The organism is Chloroflexota bacterium, assembly GCA_014360905.1.
Classification (GTDB): domain Bacteria; phylum Chloroflexota; class Anaerolineae; order UBA2200; family UBA2200; genus JACIWX01.
Genome location: JACIWW010000002.1, coordinates 100,753 through 124,280, shown reverse-complemented (window position 1 = coordinate 124,280; position 23,528 = coordinate 100,753). Strand labels below are relative to the sequence as shown.

The window sequence follows — 23,528 nt, the reverse complement described above, 5'->3', positions numbered from 1 at the left end:
GCGCACAATTGCTCAACCAGATTATACAGCATATCTCCCAAAACGCAAATTAGTGAATCGTTATCGTTTTGTTATGGCACAAAACCACTGCCAGAATTGTTCCCACGGGCTCAAGGCCTGAGGGTTCGCCAGAGGAGGCTCTTGAGTTTCACATGCGTCTGCCTTGACCTGGTACGCCGTGCCCTCCAGTACCACGATGACCTGGCTGCCAACAGCGAAGTATTTGCCCCACTGCGGATGCTCCGCCAGCAGTTTAAAGTAGGCTGGACTGCCAAGTTGCAGGCAAGTAACGCGCATTTGCTGTGGATTGTAGGTTGTGTCGGTCCAGATATGGTCACGCAAGACAAAAGTTTTGTTCCCCACTAACCTGATCTCAGTGGTCTCGCTCCCGCCAGCCCGTTCAGCCAATGTCAATTTGTTCTGTGTCTGGCTATCGGCAACTGCCTTTGCTCCAAATGAAGGCGCGCGAGCAGCAGTCGGGAAGCTGTTGCTCTCAGCAACCAGCTGGCGGCCGGTTTCGGTCAGAATGTCCTGTTCTTCATCCACCAAGAAGGAGGTATATGGCGTCATAATGCCATAGCGCACGCTGAGGGATACAATACTGTCCACTAGTTCCTTGTTTTCCCCGTGCAGGCGAATTTCTTTGAGCAAATATCCAATCTTGCGCGTAGCCCACAAGCGAGGGACGAAATCCTGGCCACTCTGCTGACTGAAATATACGTTTGAATAAGAAAAAAACTGCTCTTTCCCATTGACCATGCCGCTTATCGTAATCCGCGCTTTACCTCCTTCACGATAGCGACCGACCACCGACAATTGGCTGCCAGCAAAGAGATCTGGCAGAGGGTATGGATACAGATCTTCTACCACGACATCCTGAATTTGAAGACGTAAATCCGATAAAAGAGGTGCGTTGATTTTACTATAAAAAGAGGTTACCACCTCCTCGATGCTTTGTCCCGGTTCAACGTAAGAACTCACCCCGCGATGCGCCTCACTGAGCGAATCTAGTAGCACCGTGTTCACGTCATAACCAACTCCGAAAGTGAACAGGCGTATGTTCTTCGCGGCAACACGGTTCACCTCGGCAAGAATGCGCTGCAAGTCAGTCTCGCCAGCAGTGGGCAAGCCATCTGTCAGGAAAATAATGAACTGGGGCCGTGCGCTGCTGGGCATTTGCAATGCCTCGAGCAAGGCACGGTGGATATTTGTTCCACCACCCGCAGACAGACGACGCGCAAAATGGCGTGCCTCAGCGCTTTCGGAGGCAGGACGCAGATCTGGTGCATATTTGCTGATGGAGGTATTGAAGGCGATGATGTTGAATCGGTCTCCTTGCCGTAGGTGATCCAAAACGAATTCGAGGGCTTCCTTAGCTTGCTGCAGCTTTTGCCCTTCCATACTGCCTGAAGTATCCAGGACAAAAATGACATCTTTGGCCACGATTGCCTCTTCATCTATTTCCATTTTGGGTGCGATAAGGAGGAGGAAGAAACCATCTTCTCCGTGCTCCTTATAAGAGAGCAGGTGCACTCCTATATCATCTTCCGAGAGACTATAGTACAGTTCAAAGTCTTTAACTGGTCGAACGTTGTTCGCTTCAAAGCTCACGAGAGCCGATGTCTCACTTGTGCGTTCGATCGCCACATCGTGAGAGGGAGAGTAAATAGCTTTAATCGGTACATGGGAGCGCAAATCCACGGTGATGACCACCTCTTCCAATGGCCGACTCGAGAAGCGTTCGGTATCCAGAGGATAGACATAGTGGATTAGCCCCCTGTCAGCGGGCAGAATCTGGCTATAAGCAAGCTGTACACGCTTCTCACCATGGGCAGGAATGGGGTAAACGCTGGCCTGGAAGGCGTTACGGCCAACATATTCGAGCAATGCAGGGTCTCGGCGGCGACGCACTATGCTCTCATAAGTGCGGCGTGCCTCCTCTTTATCCAGGATCTTGCCTGCCAAGCGCTGTCCATCTACAAACATCGCAAAATCAGAAATGGCGGCTTCTTCAGGCAAGGGGAAGATATAGGTGCCTTCCAGGTCGTACGGCGAATCGTTGAGGAAAACCTGGTCAATTTCTGTTTGAGCCACTTGGTCTGCTATGGTGACCCTAACGTGGTGATATTTGACCGCAAGATCGGGCACGATTTCCACTCGGGGTGGCGGAATGGGAATGATGAACCCATCTGCTCTGATGGTTGTGTGCGCTGTCAGGAATAGCAGCAGAGCGGCGCATGTTGTAAACCAGAAACGCTGACCCCGTGGGCGTGTTGACGCCAACATTTTCATCTGCACCTCCTCAAGACATACGCGGTTTTTCATATCTTGAGACGGCACAGGGTAAGGGAATGTTCCAAAAGAGAAGCGCCCCCGCATTTGCTGCGGAGGCGCTTCAATCTATGCTACTCGGCCGCCCGGAAGGGGCGGACCACCGGCGTAGACTTCTTGTACACGGATGATGCCCGTCTTGCCGCTTCCAACCCAGCGCCCCTTGACCTGGTAAGATATCGCCTCAAAAGTCAGGATGTTGGCTGCTACCAAAGAACCTAGCGGCGGTTCTGGGAACCGCGTGCTTTTCCGACAGACCAGATTTGTTTCTCCGGACGGTTGCAAGGAGAGAGCAGGTATCACTATGGGGTAGCCATCTTCTCCGACCCAGGTCAGCACCTTCACAGCGATCATTTTGGCAAATTCGCGCTGCACAGGCAGAGGCATTTTCACGCCGCCATCTCGTACACCACCAGCTCTTGATAATCTCGCCAGTAAGTAGTCCTTGGCTACTTGCCATTTGGAAATGCCAAAAGCGGCTTCCACCGAGTGTACGCGGATGACCCCTGCATTGCGTATGCCAGTGTATGCATTGTAGCGCAGTAGGGAGCTGCTCATCTGACGATCTACGTAAGCACCAGTACGTTGAAACTCCACGAATTCGCCTTTGAGCACCCAGCCCTGCAACTCCTGAGTGATGACCAGGATCCCCACGCGCTGATCTTCGTTGAGGTTTTGGATGGTTTTGCGCAGCAAGAAATTGCCAAAGAATAGGGTGTCCGGCTGGTCCTCCGCAGGAAGGATGGATACTACTGGCACCACATTCGGCACACCTGCTGCGTTGCGCGAGGCCAGGAATTTGGGCGTCATTTCACCCTGTAAAGCTGCTAACAATCCAGGTGTCTGCTCCAATACAGACATCGTTCTTCCCTCCAGATTGTGAGAATTAGCCCAAGCGCTCAGGCCTCTATGTTCTCCTTAATCTTCCTAGCGCCATCATTGTGGCTCGTGATGGTAATCCAAGAGTTCTGAGTAGAACGCTTGCAAATCTATTTTGTCTGCATAGCGTAGAATGACTGCTGAAGGTGGGATCGTCATATGCCCTTGCGTAACAAGCACAGTTGCCCCGCTCAAGAGATCGGTGTACTCTCCGTCAGGCAGCCGTACAGACATCCGTCCCGTGGTAGCGCTCGTGTTGAAAACACCATACAGACTATTGCCAGGCAAAAACCAAGTTGCCTGAATCGCTGGCTCTGTGCTCAGCAGAACGAACTGGCCTGCCATCTGTGCCGGATCTTTTTTCAGATGCGTCAATAAAGTCAGGAATGGCTGTAGCTCATAATAGCCCCACTTTATTCTGTCTGTATCAAACAGGGAAGGAGTGTGGGTAGCCGCTGATTCCTGGCCGGCATAGATGAGAAACGCCCCTTTGTTAAACGCCTGGAAAGCTGTCCATGCAATTGCCTGAGAACGGGTTGGGGCCAAGGCCATGATGCGCGCCTGGTCGTGATTTTCTACACAGCGCAGTTTGACAAAATTGGCCGGATAGATGCAATCCTGATAGCGCAACATCTCCAGATAACGTCCTACAGGAACCTTCCCCACCACAGCAGCCTGCCAGATAGGCCAGATATCATAATCATAGGTCAGATCAAAGGCCTGATAGAGCTCGCTGTCGGAGATGGCAGTCAGCCCGGCGGCACGCCGTGCAGCAACGAATGCAGCGTGCACCGACTCAGCCAGCCAGATTATGCCAGGCTTAACCTTGGCTACCTCGCGACGCGCCTGTAGCCAGAATTCCAGTGGTAGCAACGAAGCAACATCGCAGCGAAAGCCATCTATGCCGAATTCGGCCCATTCCTGAAGGATCTCGATTAGGTAGGCTGCCAAAGCTTGGTTGGGGTGTTTCAGATCAATGACATCGCTCCATTCCGGGACCGTGCTTGCGGGAACGCCATGTTCATCACAGTGAAACCACTCTGGATGCTCTTGTGCTAGTCGCGAGTCATGTGCAGTGTGGTTGTACACGACGTCTATCATGACCTTCAGTCCCAATTCGTGTGCGTTCTCAATCAGATGCGCCAAGGCTGCCTTGTCCCCGTACTCAGGATTGACTTCCCGATAATCAACGATAGAGTATGGGCTACCCAAACGCCCCTTTCGCTGTATTTTGCCAATGGGATGGATGGGCATGAACCAGACCACATCAACCCCCATGTCCCGAATGCGGGGCAGGTCGGCTTGTACGTCGGCGAATGTACCACTGGGGCCATGGTTGCGCACAAAGACCTCGTACAAGACCAGATTGCGATAGTACAGAGGAGTGTCATGAGCCATTGTCTTGCTCTCCTCTGTCTTTATCGAGTGGCCCCAGACCAGTGCGCCTGTGGAACCAATTGGACTGCTGTATGCCAGATAAGTTCCATTTCCTCGCTGGTGAGCAATGGTACCTCTTCCAATAGATAGGGCTGATCCAACCGGTGATATTTGGGTTTGCCTAGATTGGTATAAGCCAACAAATCCCAGCGTTGTACTGTGGGCAATCTCTCCCGGATGAACCAACCGATCGCCTGGATATTTGCCAGGTCATTTGTATAACCAGGGATGACTGGCGTGCGAATCCACATTGGCATCTGTCGAGCGGCCATGTGGCGAGCATTTTCCAGAATGTGTTCGTTCGAGACTCCGGTAGCATCTTTGTGACGTCCTGCATCCATGATTTTCAGGTCGAGAAGGACCAAGTCCACCCAGTCCAACACTTGCTCATAGCGTTCCCAAGAGACCGCACCACACGTATCCAAGGCGACGTGGAGGCCTGCTTCCCGGCATCTAGGCAATACCTGACAGAGGAAATCTACCTGCATCATGGGCTCGCCGCCACTGAAAGTGATACCACCTCCAGATGTTTCATAAAATACCTTGTCTTTGAGCAATTCCAGCAACAATTGCTCAGGGCTCCAATGGCGGCCAATGACCTCTAAAGCTCCAGCCAGGCAGGCTTCTGCGCATGCACCACACATGGTGCAACGGTCACGGTCAATGCGCATGCCCGACGGCATCAATTGCAGCGCATCCACTGGGCAAACTTTCAGGCATTCACGAGCGCCAACGCAGCGCATATCATACCAAACCAATTCAGGTTTGGGGCTCAGGCCTTCTGGATTATGGCACCAGGCGCAGCGTAAGGGACACCCCTTCAAAAAGACTGTTGTGCGGATGCCCGGGCCATCCTCTGTACTGAAGCGCTGTACATTAAAAGCAAGGCCAGTGACCGTCATGTCGTGTTCATCACAGTTGGTGGGATTCACGAGCGATGATCTCGTCTTGGATTTCTTTGCCCAGTCCGACAAAATACGCGTTGTAACCAGTCACTCGCACCAACAGATTGCGGTATTCTTCGGGATGTTTTTGTGCTGCGCGGAGGGTATTTGCATCAATGATATTGATCTGCAGGCAAGTGCCGCCTACTTTGCCATAAGCGCGCAGCAAGGCCATCAGCTTCTGCCGCTGCTCAGGATGTCGAAGGAGGCTGGGGCTAAAGCTCATCGTATGGCTGGCGCCATTTGGGGCTGTCTCCAAGCCCAATTTGCCCACGCTCTTGATCACCGCAGTGGGACCTTGGCGGTCGGCCCCATTGACTGGGCAGACCGCATTGGAGAGAAATTGGCCTCGCCGACGTCCATCAGGCGTAGCAGCGGTGGAAGGGGCATAGGCAATCCAGTAGTTCCAGGAGAGGTAACCACCTCGGTAGCGCTTGCCTGTTGGGGAGACATAGCGGAATGCTTGCTCTGTCCAGAACCGACTGATTTCGCGGGCAATTTCATCTGCATAAGGATCGTCATTGCCGTATTTGGGAGCTTTGTTCAGCAAGGTTTGGCGCAGGTTTTCGTAGCCTTCAAAGTTAGCCCGCAGAGCTTTGAGGAGTTGCTCCATTTCGATCTGGCGCTCTTCAAAGACTAGTTTCTTCACAGTGGTCAGGCTATCCGCTGCAGTAGCCAGAGCCACTCCTTCCACGGTCAAGAAGTTATAGCGTGCACCACCGGCGTTGCTATCCTTGCCACTTTCCAGGCAACCTTCCACCAGTGCGCTCATGTATGGCACTGGTTCCCACCGTGCTCGTCCTGCATCCGCCATGTCGTTGACACGGATGATCCATTCCAGCAGATGACGAAGCTGGGTTTTAAATGCAGTGAAAAACTGTTCAAAAGAAGTGAAGGTGGTTGGATCACCAGTTCGTGGGCCAATTTGCTTACCAGTGGCCATGTCCCGACCATCGTTCAGAGCCAGCTCTACTGCTTTGGCCAGGTTCAGGTTCACATCAACAGTGCCAGAACGATCACAGCCTGGGAGGGTGTTCTCCAAGCAACCAACTGGTGTATAGTCCCATAGGAGTTCTTCCGGCAATCCCTCCCAGCGCAAGCCAGCTATGGAATTCTCATCAAAATTGATCAAAAACGGCGAACCTTGGGTTTTCGCCAGCATATCTACAATGCGGCTCAGCAAACGGTCTGACGTGCGTGCATGGATGCGAATGTTGGGCTTAGGTTCCAGTAGATTCATTTCTTCAATGACATCCAGCATCAGGTAGGTGAGATCGTTCGAGGCATCGTTTCCCTCTGCATCCATGCCGGCCAGAGTAATAAGCTGGCCGAATGAGGAATTGATTCCCTGATTAGTGCCCACCCAACTTTGGTAATCATAGACATAATTGTGCTTGATCCACAAGCATTCCAGCCATTCCTTGGCTTGTTCGCGGGTCAGCCGGCCAGCGTCTAGATCAGCTTTGTAATATGGATACAAGTACTGATCCACTCGTCCAGGGGATACGCCAGGGCCGGGGTAGCTTTCGGCAGCTATAAGCAGCATGTGCGTGGTCCACAGAGACTGCAAAGCCTCGGGGAAGGTCTCTGCTGGCAACCAAGGCACTTTGCGGCAGGTGCGAGCAATCTCTCGCAGCTCTGCTCGACGGAGTGGATTGGTCTCGGTTTCAGCCAAACGCTCCGCCTCGCGGGCATAGCGCTCTGTCAGCAGACGGACTGCATCCGCACAGATGACAACAGCCCGTGCCAACTCACGCTGTTCGGGGGTGATACCTGCACCTGTCGTAGACATATTCACGGGCTGCTCCAGCAGTGCCTTGGCTTCTTCCTGAATTCCCTTCCAACCAATGCGCAGTACTTTGGCGTAGTTTGGTACCAAGTGCCCAGGAATAGCGCCACAGTTGCCCACGCCCAGGCTATTAAGCGTTTGCCATTCTTTGAGAAAGGCTTGTTCTGCTCGGTCGCGTGCCTGGGCTTCGTCCTTCTTCAAGCAGCGAGACAGGGCAGTATTAAAGTGCGAGCCAACAATGAGCTCGCCATCTAGGATTTGCACTGGTAGGTATTTTTGTAGCACTTCGCGGAAGAAAAGCGCTCGGCGTACCACCAGTGGCTCATTCCAAAATCCTTTGGGTAATTGCACGGGCGTAGCTGCTGCCCAGAGATAGCTACGTACACCGTGAAAGAACATAGCCATCTCTGGCACGTTGGTCCAGTTCCAGATGGAATACACTACGTCCCAAGGTGTTCCAGTGGTATAAGCGCGGACTTCGTTGGTGTAATCTCGCTCATAGAAGGAAAAGAACTGCTCACGCAGCCGTTGCACGCGGGGTGGAAGAGTGGTAGCCGCAGCCCATAATTGCGCCGGTGCAATCACTTGGCAGCCTTCCATCTGAGTGGTCATTGCATTCCCTCCTTGGGCTAAAGATTCGATTGGGGTAGGACGGTCGAACATAGTATATCGCAAAGCAAGGAGAAGAGCAAAGTTGCTTTTCTTATTATGTGTGCTGCCTCCGCTTTTGAGTGCTCTCGCGTGCTCAACATGAATGACTAGGAACCATGCCCTTTGATTTTTTGATGCATATACGGTAAAATATGAATGCCATCCTGAGTCTGTACGAAAGAGGTAAATCAATATGTGGTCCGATGACAAGTTAAAAGTGCGAGATCATGATCCAGGTAATCCCTGGTATCACCAATTTTTTGTTTCTATGGCATCGAGCCGGGAAAGGCTATATCCTGGGCAGCCACGTATCTGGCATCCACCCACCGATGTTTACGAGACCGATTCGCACATTACCGTCAAGGTTGAAGTGGCTGGTGTGGAAGAGAGCGATGTCATCGTTCGGCTTGACGGACGTCTCCTGACAGTGCATGGTTACCGCTTTGACCCGGCGGCAAAGATGGCATATCAGCAAATGGAGATCAGCTATGGCGAGTTCCATAGCGAAGTACACTTGCCTTGCGATGTGGATGAGAACGAAACAAAGGCAAATTACGACAGAGGTTTCCTGTACATTCTCCTGCCAAAAGTGCGCAGGGAGTACAAAGTACCAATCGTGATAGTGCCTGAACGCAAAGCATAGAGGGGTAATGCGGAAAACGGTGGCCATGGAGGTGATTGAATAATGAAGTCATTGGCACAGGGAGCGGGAACGAATGCAGAGCAAAAAGCACCGGCGATGCAGGCAGAGCAGTCTACTGAGCGCCTGACCATCCCTGAGGTTCTGCCTATCCTGCCGTTGAAGAATACAGTTGTATATCCCATTCCCATTCTCTTGCCCTTGATCGTGGGCCAACCGCGTTCGATCAGGCTGGTGGACGATGCTGTGCTGGGCAACCGCATTATCGCTCTGGTGGCCCTTAAGGATGCGAGTATAGAAGAGCCAGGTCCTGACGATGTCTACCGTGTTGGCTCGGCGGCCCTTATTGCCCGCTTTGCCAAGGCTCCTGATTCCACTATACGGCTTTTTGTGCAGGGTATAGAGCGCATCAAAATCGTAGAATTCACCCAGACTGAGCCGTACATGATGGCAAGAGTGCAAGTGAGCCCTGACACAGTGGAAGAAGGCGTCGAGGTCCAGGCATTGATGCGTAACACGATTGAGTTATTCCGACGCATGGCCTCGCTGATGCCCTATATACCCGAAGAATTGATTATGGCCACGCTTAGCGTCGAAGATCCACGGCAGCTCGCTTACCTGGTAGCTTCCTATGTGCGCATGGACATGACGGATGCGCAGGCTATTTTGGAAGCCGATAGCGTTACAGCCAAGTTGCAAAAGTTGAATGTTGTCCTGAACAAGGAGTTAGAGGTCCTGGAGTTGGGCAAGAAGATCCAGGATCAGGCTCAGTCTGAAATGCAAAAGATGCAGCGCGAGTACTACTTGCGCGAGCAGTTAAAGGCCATCAAGAAGGAACTGGGTGAGGAGGATGAACAGCAGGCTGAGATAAACGAATTGGCCGCCAAGATCGAAAAGGCAGGAATGCCACCAGAGGCCGAGAAGGAAGCTCGTCGCGAGTTAGACCGCCTGTCTAAGATGCCACCTGCTGCTGCGGAGTACTCGGTCATCAAGACCTATCTGGATTGGCTGGTCAGCATGCCCTGGCAGGTGGTAACCGAGGACAACTTGGACATTGAGCGCGCACGCCAGGTACTGGACGAGGACCACTATGATTTGGAAAAAATCAAGGAGCGCATTTTGGAGTATTTGGCCGTGCGCAAGCTGCGTCAGGAGCGGAAGAAGGCCGAAGGTGAGGAGCCCACTGAAGAACCCGTGGATTACATCCGCCGAGAGCGGGAAGGGGTTATTCTGTGCTTTGTCGGACCACCAGGGACAGGGAAGACATCACTGGGGCAGTCCATTGCTCGTGCTTTAGGCCGCAAGTTCACCCGAATGTCCTTGGGTGGAATACGGGATGAGGCGGAGATTCGGGGACACCGCCGCACCTACATCGGGGCCATGCCTGGACGTATCATACAGGCCATCAAACGCGTAGGTACTAAGAACCCAGTCTTTATGTTGGATGAGGTGGACAAGATCGGCGCAGACTGGCGCGGGGATCCTTCCTCCGCTTTGCTAGAGGTGCTGGACCCAGAGCAGAACCGAGAATTTCGCGATCACTATTTGGACGTGCCCTTTGATCTATCGCAGGTCATGTTCATCACTACGGCGAATCTGCTTGACCCGATTCCGCCGCCATTGAAGGATCGCATGGAGATCTTGCAACTATCTGGCTATACCGAGGAAGAGAAGGTGAAAATCGCACGTGGGTATCTTATCCCACGGCAATTGCGCGAGAACGCACTGACCAAAGACGAAATCGAGTTCACGGATGAGGCATTGCAGCGCATCATCCGCGACTATACACGCGAAGCTGGGCTGCGGAATTTGGAGCGCGAGATAGGTTCCATTTGTCGCAAAGTGGCTACGCAAATCGCGGCAGGGAAGATAACGGAGAAAAAGGTGATCACGCCCGAGGTGGTCGTCGAGATGCTGGGTAAGCCCCGTTACTTCTTCGAAGCAGCGGAGCGGACGATGATCCCTGGTGTTGCCACTGGTGTAGCCTGGACGGCCACTGGAGGGGACATCATCTTTGTTGAAGCCACCCGCATGCCAGGCAGCAAAGGGTTTTTGATCACGGGGCAACTGGGAGATGTGATGAAGGAATCGGCCCAGGCAGCTTTGAGCTATGTGCGTTCAAAAGCCAAGGATCTGGGCATCCCTGATGATATCTTTGCTAAGAGCGATATCCACCTGCATATTCCTGCTGCTGCCATCCCCAAGGATGGCCCTTCCGCTGGGGTGACGATGGCTACTGCGCTGGTCTCTCTGCTCACAGGTCGGCCGGTGAATCCAAAGGTGGGAATGACTGGTGAGATCACGCTACGCGGTCAGGTGTTGCCTATTGGGGGAGTGAAGGAGAAGGTATTGGCTGCACGGCGTGCTGGTCTCGATACCGTCATTCTGCCCAGGCGTAATGAGCCCGACCTAGAAGAAGTTCCGGAGGAGGTCAGAAGGGAGATGAAATTTGTCCTGGTAGACACCGTAGATGAAGTGCTAGCGGCGGCGTTAACCGATGGCCTCCCCAAGACAAATACTACAACGAGTGTTAAGAGAAGGAAGAAAACGAAAACAAGTGCCGAAACATAGAAAAGCAAAGCAGCCGATGAGCTGGAGGCGTGCAGACCTGCATATTCATACTCCAGCTTCGTCCTGCTATCAACAACCGAATGTTACTTATCTGCAAATTTTACAAAAAGCCGAGGAGCGAGGGCTCGACATTGTTGCGATTACTGACCACAACACAGTAGCCGGTGTTGCTGCTATCAGAACGCGCATTCACGAGCTGGAATTGCTGGAGCGTCTGAAGCGCCTGCGCAGCGAAGAAAAGCAGGAGTTGGAAGAGTACCGGCGCCTGGAGAAGAAGATGCTCATCTTACCAGGATTCGAGTTCACGGCCACCTTGGGCTTTCACATACTAGGAATTTTTCCTCCCGAAACCTCTATTCGTGAGCTAGAGCACATCCTGCTTGACCTAAGGATCCCGCCAGATAAGCTCGATCTTGGGTCATGTGAAGTTGGGGCTACTGTAGACGTGCTGACTGCCTACCGCATTATTGCTGAAGCGGGTGGATTGGTCATCGCTGCGCATGCTAACTCGGCCCATGGAGTAGCCATGCGTGGTTACGATTTTGGCGGGCAGACCAAGATCGCCTACACCCAGGATCCCCACCTACACGCGCTTGAAGTTACTGATTTGGAGGAATCGGGACGTCATACGACAGCATCCTTCTACAATGGTTCGAAACCGGAATATCCACGACGTATGCATTGTATTCAGTCTTCAGATGCACATCGCCTTGATCGCGATCCGAAAGACGAGCATGCTCTTGGCATTGGGGATCGGGTAACCGAGATTCTGCTTCCCGAGCTCACTTTCGAAGCATTGAAAGAGGTCTTTCTTGGCGATGATTTCACGCGCACGCGGCCTTATCAACCAACCGCGCCTGTTGTTGACTATGTTCAAGTCGCTCAAGAAGCTGGCCCCAGCATTGTGCAATCGTTTCATGAGAGCATGACACGTAAGGGTGGGCATTTGCGGGCTATTCTCCGTGACGTAGTGGCCTTTGCCAATACCAATGGCGGCACGATCTATGTTGGTGCAGGCTCAAAGCCCAGAAGCCATGTAATTGGCATAGATCATCCCGAGGAGGCAACCCGTACTCTGATTGCGGAGATCAGTCGCGCAGTTACGCCACCGATTGAGGTGGTTGTTGATGTTGTGAAGTCGCAAGGTGCGCATGTTCTGCGTGTGACCGTGCCAAAGGGCGAGAACCCGCCCTATGCCTTGCACGGGGTTGAAATCTATGTGCGGCAAGAATCGGAAACAAGTCGCGCCCTGCGTGACGAGGTGGTACAACTTGTCCAGCGAGCTCTCGCTCCCTCAGTTGTGCCACAGAAGGTTCCTGCCACGACGGCAATTGTTCCCGCGGCTGCAGCGACTGCTCCAGCAATCGGGCAGTTGGTTGCCCCACCTCGGACGGGTGTGGAGATAGTCGAGGTTGTAGAGCGCGAAGGGGTGAAATATTATACACTCAAGGACCTGCGCAACGGCAATTTAGTGCGAAATGTAACGCGGCCGTCAGCGCGCCGTCTGTGGCGCTATGCCATCACCGAATTTGAGAACCGGCCAGTGCAGGCCGAGCAGGTTAAGTGGCGCGGGAATATTGGATTGTGGAAATCCTATCGCCGTGCGCGTTACAAATGCTATGATTTCGTGCAGCGTGGAAGCGATGGCCAATTACACGTCTACTATGGCGTGACGGACGATGGAATCCACGGCGATTGGCGCCAGTTCGTCAAGGAAAAACAATAAGGATAATTACTACAGGCAGGTAAGTTATTGGATACTTCGCAAGGGCAATCGCCACCAGTGGATTGTCCGCTATGAAGCAGTTGTTCCAGCGAGCACATTTATGGAGTCATAAGCATCATGATCGAACTCGTTTTCCTCGGCACCTCCGCCTCAGCACCCTCTGTGGAGCGTGGACTTTCCGCAGCGATGGTCATGTACGAGGATCAGCGGTTTCTGGTGGATTGCGGCGAGGGGACGCAACGTCAGATCTTGAAAAGCGGCCTTGGGTTCAAGCGACTGGATAAAGTACTGTTGACACATGGTCACCTTGATCACATTCTAGGATTAGGTGGTCTGGTATCTACTTTCGCCCGTTGGGAAGCAGCAAACCATCTCAGCATATACGCTGGTGGTTGGGCTCTGGAGCGCGTTCGCGATTTGATGAACGTGGTATTGCGAGGCGGAGAGGTGCAACTGAAAATCGAGTACCATGAGATCCATCCTGGTGTCATTTGGCAGCGTCACGGATTGACGATCACTGCTTTCCCCGTTATCCACCGAGGCCCTGGCTGTTTTGGCTTTTTGTTCGAGGAGGAGAGCCGACGCCCCTTCCTTGTGAGCGAGGCGGAGCGATTAGGTGTGCCGGCTGGGCCAGAACGCAAGCTCTTGGTACAGGGCCAGGCGATTACACTGGCTGACGGAAGCATGGTCTATCCAGAGCAGGTATTGGGACCTTTGGTTCCTGGCGTGAAACTTGCCTGGGTTGGCGATGCTGCTCAGATCGACGGATTGGTCGAGCATGTAGCCGGAGCAGATGCCCTGGTTATCGAGGCTACGTATCTGGATGTAGAAGCAGAGATGGCAGTGCGTTTTGGTCATCTGACAGCTTCCCAAGCCGCTACTCTGGCCTACCAAGCAGGGGTCAAGAAACTGTATTTGACGCATATCTCACGACGGTATTCAGCGAGTCAGATTCTGGCTGAAGCTTGTCCTATCTTTCCCAACACAGTAGTGGCGAAGGATCTAGATCACTACCGCCTTACCCGTGCAGGTGATGAGGAACAGAAGATTGTCACTCCTGGAGCCCAGATGGCAAATGGCTGAGCAGATGAACTTTCGTACATTCTTGGATGTGCTGAAACATACTGGGCAGTTATTGACTGTGTCGCAGGAGGTAGATCCCCACCTGGAAATGGCAGCGCTGATCCACCAGTTGGGTGAACGGCCAGTGCTTTTTCAGCGCGTGAAGGGATCTGACTATCCTGTAGTTGCGGGTATCTGCGCGCAGAGGTCGCTTCTAGCTTCCGGCTTGGGTGTGTCCAAGGAGAAATTGCTTTTCACCTTAGCTGAAGCATTGCACAATCCTGTCCCACCGCCCATTATCACTTCAGGGCCTTGCCAGGAAGTCGTTGAGCAACAGGTGGATCTGTACTGTTTACCCATTCTCATGCACCTGCCGAGCGATGGTGGCCCGTACATAACAGCAGGGATAGCGATTGTCAAGGACCCGGAGTATGGCCGCAATATGAGCTTTCACCGGCTGATGCGGTTGGATGCTACGCATTTTGCTGCACGGCTTGTTGAAGGGCGTGGTACATATAATGCTCTGCAAAAGGCAGGGGGTGAGTTGGACATTGCCATCTGCATTGGCAATAGCCTGGCGGTGCTGCTCGCAGCGGCGATGAGCCCGCCTCCTGGTGTGGATGAATTGGCTATTGCCAATGCCTTGACGCCTACGCCTTTGGTCAAGTGCCGTACTGTAGACCTGGAGGTGCCGGCGGAAGCGGAGATTGTGTTGGAGGGGCGCATCACGCGACAACAGACACAAGAGGGGCCGTTCCTAGACTTGACGGAAACGATGGACATCGTGCGCCGTCAGCCTGTTATCGAAATCCATTGTGTAACACACCGCCCGGATGCATACTACCAAGCTCTTTTGCCTGGTGGATTGGAGCATAAGTTGCTCATGGGACTGCCCCGTGAGCCAACCATCTATGCCGAGGTGAGCAAAGTGTGCGATTGCGTAAACGTGCTCCTCACCCCGGGTGGCGGTTCGTGGCTGCATGCGGTAGTGCAAATCCGTAAGCGTGGGCCAGACGATGGCCTGTTGGCCATTCAGGCTGCGTTTCGGGGACATGCTTCGCTGAAGCACGTGCTCGTAGTGGACGATGACATCGATATTTATAATCCGGACGAACTCGAATGGGCTATTGCAACGCGGTTACAGGCGAACAGCGGGGTGGTTATTCTAAGTGATCAGGGCGGTAGTTCGTTGGATCCCTCCGCCTTGCATATCGCTGGAGAAAAATCACGCACGGCCAAGATGGGTCTGGATGCGACCATCCCCTGGCGTAAGCCCTCTGGGGCACTGCGCACTGAGGAAGAGCGCGCGACGTTTCGCAAGGTTAGGTACCCGTCTATGCCTTTGGAAAAGTACATTGGCTGAGTTATGCAGTTGACGGAAGAAGAGCAAGCCATGTTGGCTGGCGCGCAAGGGCCGGCCGTGCAAAAAGCAATGCAGATTGTGGTGACCCTAGCCGAGATCTACGACGCGCAGGGTCTAGTTCACGTGGCCAGTGCACAGGTGGCAGGCGTGAGTTACAAGAACCTGGGCGATGCCGGTGTAGAATTTCTGGAAGAATGGGCGGCTCAAGGTGCGCGGGTGCGTGTGCCTACATTTATGAACCCAGCCGGCATGGACCTAGAACGTTGGACTGAGATGGGCATTCCACCTGAATTTGCTCGTCAACAGCAACGGGTGATCAAAGCGCTTACAACAATGGGAGTGGCTCCGACCTGCACGTGCACACCGTACCTAGTTGGCTATGCCCCACGGGCGGGCGATCATTTAGCTTGGAGCGAGTCATCCGCGGTGAGTTTTGCCAATTCGGTCTTGGCAGCACGCAGCAATCGGGAGGGTGGACCTAGCGCCCTAGCAGCAGCAATCACTGGACGAACGGCAGCATACGGGTTGCATTTGTCGGAGAATCGCCAAGCGACCCATATCGTTGAAGTGCGCTGTCCCCTATACAGCGAAGCTGACTATGGGGCGCTTGGTTACCTCGTCGGATTGTTGGTTGGAGACGGCGTCCCCTATTTCCGCTTTCTTGCCGAGACCTGGAAAAAAGCAGGGTTTCTACCCCAACAAGAGCACTTGATGGCGCTAGGGGCAGCCATGGCTGCCAGTGGCGCTGTGGCATTGTACCATATCGAGGGCGTCACTCCAGAAGCTCAACACGCGATGCCGCTGCACAAGAAACTACCCCTGATCCCGATCGAGGATTTGGCAGATGGCTATGAAGCGCTTAATTCGTCCCTCGATGAGATTGATTTCGTTAGTCTAGGGTGTCCGCACAGTACGCTGGCCGATATCGAAAAGGTGGCTGCATTCTTGGGAGGCGAGCATGTAAAAGCGACGCTGTGGATCACCACTTCGCGTGCTGTACGGGAGCTAGCAGAGCAAAAAGGCTTGGTTGCCGCCATAGAAGCTGCAGGGGGCAGAGTATTTTCCGATACTTGTTTAGTTGTTGCACCGATAGAGGAGTTGAGATTCAAAGCTATGGCCACCAATTCAGCTAAGGCTGCTTTCTATAGCCCCATGCACTCCAAGCTACCTCGTCGCTTTGGCTCGCTGGAGCAATGCCTACAAGCTGCGCTTACGGGGCGCTGGGAAGTGTCACGCTAGGGCTTCTGAACCTGCGAAGATCTATGGGTGTGTTGGGAAGGTATAAGGCATGATCAAGTTGCATGGACGCGCTATTTGCCGGGGTAGGGCACAGGGACTGGCCCTGGTATCACCCGCGCCCATTGGTTTTTTGGGTGGGGTTGACGCAGAAACAGGCGTGGTTATTGAGGTGGGTCATCCCTTGGAGGGGGAGTGCATTGCGGGTCGCGTGCTGGTTTTCCCCACTGGGAAGGGCAGCACTGTGGGTTCGTACACGCTTTACCGCTTGGCTAAGCGGGGCAAAGCTCCAGCAGCGATCATCAATGCTCGCAGTGAGGCCATTGTCGCAGTAGGAGCAATCATGGCGGGCATTCCAATGGTAGACCAGGTGGATATTGCCCAGATCCGTACTGGCAATATGGTTGAAATCAATGATGAGGAGATAGTGGTTGTCTGAACTAGTGTTTGTCAAACTGGGAGGGTCGCTGATCACCGACAAAAACGTCGAGGCCACTCCACGTCCCGAGGTAATTCAACGATTGGCCCGAGAGGTGTGCCATGCTTTGGATAGGCGCCCCGATATGCGTCTGTTGCTGGGTCATGGAAGCGGGTCCTTTGGCCACTTCGTGGCGCAGCGCTATCAGGTTCAGGTTGGATGCACGGATTGGCGGGGTTATGCCGAGACCGGAGCAGCTGCTACGCGGTTGAACCGCCTAGTCACGGACATATTTTGGGCTGCAGGCGTCCCCGTAGTTTCGATACAGCCATCGGCTTCTGCTCACTGCCGAGGCGGGAAGTTAATTGAGCTGAGTATCTATCCGCTACAGAAAGTCTTGGAACAGCGTTTGGTGCCGTTGGTCTATGGTGATGTAGCCATTGATGAACTTTGGGGTACTGCCATTATTTCTACGGAGATCATCTTTGTTTACTTGGCTCATCTACTACATCCACAGCGTATTATCTTGGCCGGAGAGGTGAAGGGGGTCTACAGTGCTGATCCCCGTTTAGATACAAAGGCACATTTAATTCCCGTGATTCATGCCGGTCAAGTAAATGAAGAAAAAAGCGTTCTTGGTGGTTCGCACGGCGTGGATGTTACCGGAGGGATGCAAACCAAAGTGCAACTGATGGTTGAATTGGTGCGCAATCTGCCTGAATTACGTGTATATTTGTTATCAGGTCTGGAACCTGGTTTGCTACAACAAGCTTTAGACAACCCAGATTTCAATCCCGGTACACTCATCACCTACTGAATCGCTGGGTTTGACGCGATATATTGAATTATCCACCGCGTACCAGAATAGTTTGCGTTCTGACCCCCAATGAGGTTATAATAATCCATGCTTATGATGCTGAGAGCATTGCGAATGAGCCACTTTTTGAGGGCTGGCGAAGGTTGGTCTCACACCATAGGGGTTCCATCTGGTTTTACGCCTTTGGAGATACATCATGATGCTTACTAGTGCGGTTGCTTTTCTGGTTGTATTCAGCGTAGTAGTGCTCGTGCACGAAGGGGGACACTTCTTAATGGCCAGGCGCGGGGGCATTGTCGTCCAAGAATTTGGGCTCGGCTATCCTCCTCGTCTGAAGACATTGGCTGTGCGCAATGGTGTAGAGTACACACTCAACGCTATCCCTGTGGGTGGTTTTGTGCGCTTGCTGGGTGAAGAAGATCCCAGCCACCCTGGGAGTTTTGCTGGAAAAAGTGCATGGGTGCGCATCCGCACCTTGCTGGCCGGCCCCGTGATGAACTTGCTTTTAGGAGCCGTGCTCTTTGCTTGTGCCTTTATGATCGGTGAACAGGTCGTTGTCGGTAGAGTGGTCGTGTGGTCAGTGGCACCTAATTCGCCGGCTGAGCAGGCAGGCATACGCGCGGGCGATGTCATATTGGCCCTAGAAGACCGGCAGATTCAAAATGTAATAGAGTTGGTCGAATATACGCGCGCCTTTCAAGGCCGGGAGATCAGCTTGTCTGTGTTGCGAGGCGATGAGCAATTGTTAGTTCGTCTGACGCCACGAGTGAAACCACCCGCCGGTGAAGGCGCGATGGGCATTACGATTGGCATGCAGGAGGGGTATCAATTCAAGACGGTGAGACACCCGCCTTGGGAAGCAGCCTGGCTTGGCCTGCGTGAGGTGGGGACAACCTTGCTTTTGACTGTTGCAGGTTTTGTGCAGATGTTCCAGGGCACGGTGTCACCTAAGGAAATAACAGGGCCAGTGGGCATTTTTCAGATAAGCGGACTCGTTGCTCAAAGCGGCCTGGTGAATTTCATGCACTTTACTGGTTTCCTCAGCGTCAACCTGTTCATTCTCAATTTACTGCCTGTGCCAGGGTTGGATGGCGGTCGGATCTTTTTAATCTTGCTGGAGAAACTGCGCGGCGGTAGGCGCATGGCGCCGCAACAAGAGGGACTTATCAATTTCATTGGCTTAATGCTCCTTATGGCGTTCATGCTGGTGGTGTCCTATTTTGACATTTTGCGCATTGCCCAAGGTGGGAGTCCATTGCCTTAGAGGTTGGCAACATGCGATGTAGAACTTGTGGCGCTGAAGTCAAGCCGGGGTTACGCTTATGCCCTGAGTGTGGGGCAACTTTAGGAGGTTCCAAACTCTTGGGACGGACAGTGCGTTGTCGGTCCTGTCAAGCGCGAGTGCCATCCGGTTTGAGCTTTTGTCCATACTGCGCAGCGCCACTAAAGCGGAGTTGGCGTGGGGTACTGCGAGGACTGATGATACTGGCTATCTTGTCTACAACAGTTTATCTGCTTATGCATTACATGCATTACGTGCCATGGGCTGAACTGCGGGGGTTATTGCCCCGGCGTGTACAGGCGCCATCCCTCGCTTTTTTGGTGACCGCTACCTTCACTGCTTCGCCGAGCCCTACCCGTACGCTGACTGCCACAGCCACGCCAACTCCTTCGCGCACTAGCACACCTCTGCCGCCTACGGATACACCTACTATGCCACCGCCGACCGCCACGCGCAAGCCAGCCCCGACACGTACGCCGACACTGCCCTTCACTGCACTACGCCTAATTGGGCCGGAGAATCAAGTGGAATTTCGTGGTGGTGATGCACAGATTCAACTGAGTTGGGACTCGGTAGGGACACTGGCTGAGGATCAGTGGTATGCAGTAAACCTGCGTTTCATGTCGGGCGGCGTGGCGCAGTACAGCGGTACCTGGACAAAGGAAACGAATTGGGTGGTCCCAAGCGAACTGTACACAAAGGCAGGTCAGTCAGAGCGTGCCTTTCAATGGAATGTGACGGTCATGAAGCAGACGGGCATCACAGAGGACGGCAACCGCGAGGGAATCGCCTTGAGTCCACCTAGTGAAACCCGCATCTTCTTCTGGTATTAGATAAGAGTGTATCTGATGTATGTGAGTGCGGTTCTATGTATTGGGAGTGTGGTTTATGATCAATGACAGTGAATGTATGACATTTGAAGAGGCGCTTTTGCGCCTCGCTGATGAGCGAGCACCGCTTTCGAGCTCTGTTCTATATGCGCTTTCTGGGCCTAGCTCGGAGGAAGTACGGCTGTTTCAGCGTCAATGGCCTACTCTTTCCTTGGAGCGGCGGCGAAAGATTGCTTCCTTGCTCGCAGAGAGTGCCGAAGCCAACTTCGAGCTGGATTTCAATGCCCTTTTTCGGATCACGATGATGGATGAAGATGAGCATGTCCGCACCGTATCAATCGAAGGGCTCTGGGAAGATGATGAAGTATCGCTGATTGCCCCCTTGGTTCATGCACTGCAACATGACACGGCTGTATCCGTGCGCGCGGCTGCAGCCAGTTCGTTAGGTCGTTTTGTCCTGATGGCAGAACTGGAGGAACTGGATGAGCGTTATGCTCGCTTAATGAGTGCTGCTTTATTGGAAACGATTAGCAACAGGAGTGAGCATGTCGAAGTGCGCCGCCGCGCGGTAGAATCCATTGCCTACTTGGGCGAGGATTATGTACGAGAAATCATTGCTGCGGCTTACCAGGAGGCTGAGGAGTCCATGCGGATTAGCGCTATATTCGCTATGGGGCGCAGTGCCGATACAAGCTGGGCAAGGATTGTACAATCAGAGCTTTCTAACGCCAACCCCGCCATGCGCTACGAGGCTGCTCGTGCCTGTGGGGAATTAGAGGTAAAAGAAGCGGTGCCTGCTTTGATTCGATTGGCTTCTGATCCCGACCGCGAAGTACAGTTTGCAGCTATTGCAGCATTGGGGCAGATAGGAGGTACACGAGCGCGGCGCTTCTTGGAGCGTTGTTGTCGCAGTGCGGACGAGGTCGTGCGCCTAGCAGCCGAGGATGCTTTAGCGGAATTGGAGCTAGGGGAGCAACCTCTTGACCTGTTCGTTTATGGGATGGATCACGATGAGGACATCGAGCCAGAGGAGTACTAATGGCTCTTGCTCATGATGTCGGATGGCCCAGGCTTTACCTTAGCGATTCTTTCCTTTGGAGGAACCATGAGGCTACAATTGAAACGCATTGTGCGTACTGTGCAATCAGAGGAATACGCATTGTTTGATCTGGACAGGCTGGATGAAGAAGGTTTACCAGCCAGCCTGGGCAAACTAGACCTGCACTATACGGTTGATGGAACATATGGCACTCTGCTCCTTTGGCGTGCGCCCTTTGCGCATTACTCAGATGAAGAATTGCGCTTGTTTGTGCAGGAGGTCATGGACGAATTCAGTGCGCCAATGGGCGTACCAGGCGATTTTTTGGTGGAGTGTGTTCAGGCCAACGAGCAGGATTACAAGGTTTACAGCAACATGCTAGAGACAAGAGAAGGAGCAGAAGAGAACCCTTCGGAACTATCCTAAACAATTGCTTTTGAACATTCGATTTGACTTTTGACGAGAGAAAGATAAAATAAAACCAAATCAATCGTTTTCTCCGACCCAATACGCCTGATGGCCAAAAGCTATGGATGTTGGGCGATAGGGTGTAGCTGGAAACGGCTGCGCCTCCCGTGCTTGGAAAGGAGAATGTTAACGGGGTCTCAATCGGCGCTCACCGCTTTCCAGGTAGCGCCGATTTTTGTATCTAATCAAAGCACGGCATGATCTGAATAGGAAGGCAGCACTACGAATGGCTCATTTTGATGCATATAGCCGTCCAATTAACTACCTGCGTGTCTCCGTGACAGACCGTTGCAATTTGCGCTGCTTCTATTGCATGCCACCAGAAGGCATTCCTTGGCGCTCACACGAGGAGATCCTAAGGTATGAGGAAATCGCGACTGTAGTGCAGGCCGCAGCAGAACTGGGTATCAGCAGAGTGCGGCTGACCGGTGGAGAGCCTCTAGTTCGTTTGGACATTGTGGATTTGGTGCGCATATTGGCGCATATCCCAGGTATTGACGATTTGGCAATGACTACCAATGGCATCCTGCTGTCGCGTTATGCCCAGGCTCTGGCCGGAGCGGGTCTGCAGCGGGTCAATATCAGCCTTGATACGCTCCGCGCGGAGCGTTTCAGGTGCATCACACGTTGGGGTCAGATCGAGGATGTCCTCGCTGGGATTGAAGCGGCTCATCAGGCAGGGCTGGAACCAGTCAAAATCAATACCGTAGTCATTCGTGGCATGAACGATGATGAGGTGGGGGATCTGGCACGCAAGACCATGGAGGCAGGATGGAACGTACGCTTTATTGAATGGATGCCGGTTAGCAATGTACAAGGACTGATGGAATCCAACTGGCGGGATAGTGTGGTGACTGCACAGGAAATTCGCCAGAAGGTGGAAGAGGCGCTGGGAACGCTAGAGCCGGCAAAGGCAAGCAAAGGGGGTGGCCCCGCCCGCTATTACCGCTTGCCGGGGGCCAACGGAACCATTGGCTTTATTACTCCAGTTAGCGAACATTTCTGTTACCATTGCAACCGTTTGCGCCTCACCGCTGATGGACAGTTACGTCCTTGCTTGCTCTCTGACAGGGAGATTGACTTGCGTACTCCTCTGCGGCAGGGGGCAGATGTGACTCAGATCAAGGCGCTGATCCTTCAAGCGATTGAAAGCAAGCCATTGCGGCATCACCTGAGCGAATGCGAGTTGCCAGAGAGACGCACTATGTCCCAAATTGGCGGATGAATTCCTGGTTATTGGTTTCTTAGTGGTCTGGTTGAATCAAACGGAGGTCGTAACGTAATGGAACTGACACATGTGGATGAAGAAGGACGCCTACGCATGGTGGATGTAGGTACAAAGCCGGACACAGAGCGAGTGGCTATAGCCCGTGGCGAGATTGCGATGCGCCCAGAAACACTGCGCCTCATCGTGGAGAAGGGCTTGCCGAAGGGAGACGTGCTGGCTGTGGCGCAGGTAGCAGGGATTATGGCAGCCAAGCGTGTGCCGGAGCTGATTCCTCTCTGCCATCCCTTGTTGTTGACCAAAGTGGACGTGGATTTTCGGATTGACGAGGTTGCATCATGCATCGAGATCACGGCGACAGTGCGCAGCAGGGGGAAAACGGGAGTGGAAATGGAGGCGCTCGCTGCTGTCAGCGTTGCGGCATTGACCATTTATGATATGGCCAAGGCGGTGGAACGGACCATGCGCATCGGCAATATAAGGTTGGTGCGCAAGAGCGGTGGCAAAAGTGGTGAGCTCGTGCTGGAGAGAGATTAATGAAGATAAAGGTGCGGTTCTTTGCTGCCATGCGCGAAGCAATAGGCAGGACACAAATGGAGTTAGAGCTACCTTCTGGCGCGACGGTGCAGCAGTTAATGAGCCAGATTGCTGAGCAGTATCCTCTGCTACGCTCTTCTCTTGACGCTACGCTGATTGCAGTTAATCGCAAGTATGCCTTTCCGCAAGCGGAGTTGCATGACGCAGATGAGGTAGCTTTCCTACCACCTGTGGGCGGTGGATAACGCAGTTGTTCAATATGTGCTGCCGGCCGCATATAGCA

Annotated in this window: 19 protein-coding genes, 2 pseudogenes and 1 riboswitch; of the genes and pseudogenes, 16 read left to right on the top strand and 5 right to left on the bottom strand. The window is 53.2% G+C overall.

Annotation, left to right across the window (positions count from 1 at the left end; genetic code table 11):
* Positions 1-60: 60 nt before the first annotated feature.
* The 5 genes from H5T67_01550 to H5T67_01530 form a co-directional block, all read right to left on the bottom strand.
* On the bottom strand, positions 61-2,292 hold the full coding sequence (locus tag H5T67_01550; protein MBC7244003.1) for a VWA domain-containing protein: 2,232 nt from the start codon (positions 2,290-2,292) through the stop codon (positions 61-63).
* Positions 2,293-2,400: 108 nt separating this feature from the next.
* A complete protein-coding gene (locus H5T67_01545; GenBank protein MBC7244002.1) occupies positions 2,401-3,192 on the bottom strand; it encodes a pyridoxamine 5'-phosphate oxidase family protein in 792 nt (263 codons plus the stop codon).
* 75 nt (positions 3,193-3,267) lie between these two features.
* A complete protein-coding gene (locus tag H5T67_01540; GenBank protein MBC7244001.1) occupies positions 3,268-4,608 on the bottom strand; it encodes an alpha-amylase in 1,341 nt (446 codons plus the stop codon).
* Positions 4,609-4,628: 20 nt separating this feature from the next.
* A complete protein-coding gene (locus H5T67_01535) occupies positions 4,629-5,579 on the bottom strand; it encodes a glycyl-radical enzyme activating protein (protein ID MBC7244000.1) in 951 nt (316 codons plus the stop codon).
* A complete protein-coding gene (locus H5T67_01530) occupies positions 5,560-7,992 on the bottom strand; it encodes a formate C-acetyltransferase/glycerol dehydratase family glycyl radical enzyme (GenBank protein MBC7243999.1) in 2,433 nt (810 codons plus the stop codon). The genes H5T67_01535 and H5T67_01530 overlap by 20 nt, the downstream gene beginning before the upstream one ends.
* A 232-nt stretch (positions 7,993-8,224) precedes the next feature.
* Between H5T67_01530 and H5T67_01525 the strand changes: the two genes are divergently transcribed.
* The 16 genes and pseudogenes from H5T67_01525 to moaD all read left to right on the top strand — a co-directional run bounded on the left by H5T67_01525 (position 8,225) and on the right by moaD (position 23,490).
* Entirely contained in the window at positions 8,225-8,674 is a 450-nt protein-coding gene (locus tag H5T67_01525) for an Hsp20/alpha crystallin family protein (GenBank protein MBC7243998.1), read from the top strand.
* Positions 8,675-8,770: 96 nt separating this feature from the next.
* Positions 8,771-11,242, top strand: coding sequence for an endopeptidase La (gene lon, locus H5T67_01520; protein MBC7243997.1), 2,472 nt, complete (start codon positions 8,771-8,773; stop codon positions 11,240-11,242).
* A gap of 16 nt (positions 11,243-11,258) precedes the next feature.
* On the top strand, positions 11,259-12,968 hold the full coding sequence (locus tag H5T67_01515; GenBank protein ID MBC7243996.1) for a putative DNA binding domain-containing protein: 1,710 nt from the start codon (positions 11,259-11,261) through the stop codon (positions 12,966-12,968).
* Between the two features lie 117 nt (positions 12,969-13,085).
* Positions 13,086-13,994 (top strand): annotated as a pseudogene (locus tag H5T67_01510) (ribonuclease Z).
* 17 nt (positions 13,995-14,011) lie between these two features.
* Positions 14,012-14,059, top strand: a pseudogene (locus H5T67_01505) (PD40 domain-containing protein).
* Positions 14,044-15,393, top strand: coding sequence for a UbiD family decarboxylase (locus tag H5T67_01500; GenBank protein MBC7243995.1), 1,350 nt, complete (start codon positions 14,044-14,046; stop codon positions 15,391-15,393). The pseudogene H5T67_01505 and the gene H5T67_01500 overlap by 16 nt, the downstream one beginning before the upstream one ends.
* Positions 15,394-15,396: 3 nt before the next feature.
* Positions 15,397-16,632 carry an aconitase X catalytic domain-containing protein gene (locus H5T67_01495; protein ID MBC7243994.1) on the top strand — a complete coding sequence of 412 codons (1,236 nt, stop codon included), beginning with the start codon at positions 15,397-15,399 and terminating at the stop codon, positions 16,630-16,632.
* A 52-nt stretch (positions 16,633-16,684) separates the two neighbouring features.
* On the top strand, positions 16,685-17,068 hold the full coding sequence (locus H5T67_01490) for a DUF126 domain-containing protein (protein ID MBC7243993.1): 384 nt from the start codon (positions 16,685-16,687) through the stop codon (positions 17,066-17,068).
* Positions 17,061-17,864: an isopentenyl phosphate kinase family protein gene (locus H5T67_01485; GenBank protein ID MBC7243992.1), complete on the top strand. Its 804-nt coding sequence runs from the start codon at positions 17,061-17,063 to the stop codon at positions 17,862-17,864. The genes H5T67_01490 and H5T67_01485 overlap by 8 nt, the downstream gene beginning before the upstream one ends.
* 196 nt (positions 17,865-18,060) lie before the next feature.
* Entirely contained in the window at positions 18,061-19,128 is a 1,068-nt protein-coding gene (locus H5T67_01480) for a site-2 protease family protein (GenBank protein MBC7243991.1), read from the top strand.
* Positions 19,129-19,139: 11 nt separating this feature from the next.
* A complete protein-coding gene (locus tag H5T67_01475) occupies positions 19,140-19,979 on the top strand; it encodes a zinc ribbon domain-containing protein (protein MBC7243990.1) in 840 nt (279 codons plus the stop codon).
* A 55-nt stretch (positions 19,980-20,034) separates the two neighbouring features.
* A complete protein-coding gene (locus H5T67_01470; protein MBC7243989.1) occupies positions 20,035-21,015 on the top strand; it encodes a HEAT repeat domain-containing protein in 981 nt (326 codons plus the stop codon).
* 66 nt (positions 21,016-21,081) lie between these two features.
* Positions 21,082-21,441: a hypothetical protein gene (locus tag H5T67_01465; GenBank protein ID MBC7243988.1), complete on the top strand. Its 360-nt coding sequence runs from the start codon at positions 21,082-21,084 to the stop codon at positions 21,439-21,441.
* A 59-nt stretch (positions 21,442-21,500) separates the two neighbouring features.
* Positions 21,501-21,621, top strand: a riboswitch (molybdenum cofactor riboswitch).
* A gap of 88 nt (positions 21,622-21,709) precedes the next feature.
* Complete coding sequence (moaA, locus tag H5T67_01460) at positions 21,710-22,708, top strand: GTP 3',8-cyclase MoaA (protein ID MBC7243987.1); 999 nt, start codon at positions 21,710-21,712, stop codon at positions 22,706-22,708.
* Between the two features lie 57 nt (positions 22,709-22,765).
* Positions 22,766-23,245, top strand: coding sequence for a cyclic pyranopterin monophosphate synthase MoaC (gene moaC / locus H5T67_01455; protein MBC7243986.1), 480 nt, complete (start codon positions 22,766-22,768; stop codon positions 23,243-23,245).
* The gene (gene moaD, locus H5T67_01450) at positions 23,245-23,490 is read left to right on the top strand and encodes a molybdopterin converting factor subunit 1 (GenBank protein ID MBC7243985.1); all 246 of its coding nucleotides are present in this window, start codon (positions 23,245-23,247) and stop codon (positions 23,488-23,490) included. The genes moaC and moaD overlap by 1 nt, the downstream gene beginning before the upstream one ends.
* Positions 23,491-23,528: the final 38 nt, after the last annotated feature.

Excerpts from the sequence above, each read along its gene's own strand:
- H5T67_01550 (MBC7244003.1), bottom strand. The coding sequence starts at position 2,292 with ATGAAAATGTTGGCGTCAACACGCCCACGGGGTCAGCGTTTCTGGTTT.
- H5T67_01545 (MBC7244002.1), bottom strand. The coding sequence starts at position 3,192 with ATGTCTGTATTGGAGCAGACACCTGGATTGTTAGCAGCTTTACAGGGT.
- H5T67_01540 (MBC7244001.1), bottom strand. The coding sequence starts at position 4,608 with ATGGCTCATGACACTCCTCTGTACTATCGCAATCTGGTCTTGTACGAG.
- H5T67_01530 (MBC7243999.1), bottom strand. The coding sequence starts at position 7,992 with ATGACCACTCAGATGGAAGGCTGCCAAGTGATTGCACCGGCGCAATTA.
- H5T67_01525 (MBC7243998.1), top strand. The coding sequence starts at position 8,225 with ATGTGGTCCGATGACAAGTTAAAAGTGCGAGATCATGATCCAGGTAAT.
- lon (MBC7243997.1), top strand. The coding sequence starts at position 8,771 with ATGCAGGCAGAGCAGTCTACTGAGCGCCTGACCATCCCTGAGGTTCTG.
- H5T67_01515 (MBC7243996.1), top strand. The coding sequence starts at position 11,259 with ATGAGCTGGAGGCGTGCAGACCTGCATATTCATACTCCAGCTTCGTCC.
- H5T67_01500 (MBC7243995.1), top strand. The coding sequence starts at position 14,044 with ATGGCTGAGCAGATGAACTTTCGTACATTCTTGGATGTGCTGAAACAT.
- H5T67_01495 (MBC7243994.1), top strand. The coding sequence starts at position 15,397 with ATGCAGTTGACGGAAGAAGAGCAAGCCATGTTGGCTGGCGCGCAAGGG.
- H5T67_01480 (MBC7243991.1), top strand. The coding sequence starts at position 18,061 with ATGATGCTTACTAGTGCGGTTGCTTTTCTGGTTGTATTCAGCGTAGTA.
- H5T67_01475 (MBC7243990.1), top strand. The coding sequence starts at position 19,140 with ATGCGATGTAGAACTTGTGGCGCTGAAGTCAAGCCGGGGTTACGCTTA.
- H5T67_01470 (MBC7243989.1), top strand. The coding sequence starts at position 20,035 with ATGATCAATGACAGTGAATGTATGACATTTGAAGAGGCGCTTTTGCGC.
- H5T67_01465 (MBC7243988.1), top strand. The coding sequence starts at position 21,082 with ATGAGGCTACAATTGAAACGCATTGTGCGTACTGTGCAATCAGAGGAA.
- moaA (MBC7243987.1), top strand. The coding sequence starts at position 21,710 with ATGGCTCATTTTGATGCATATAGCCGTCCAATTAACTACCTGCGTGTC.
- moaC (MBC7243986.1), top strand. The coding sequence starts at position 22,766 with ATGGAACTGACACATGTGGATGAAGAAGGACGCCTACGCATGGTGGAT.
- moaD (MBC7243985.1), top strand. The coding sequence starts at position 23,245 with ATGAAGATAAAGGTGCGGTTCTTTGCTGCCATGCGCGAAGCAATAGGC.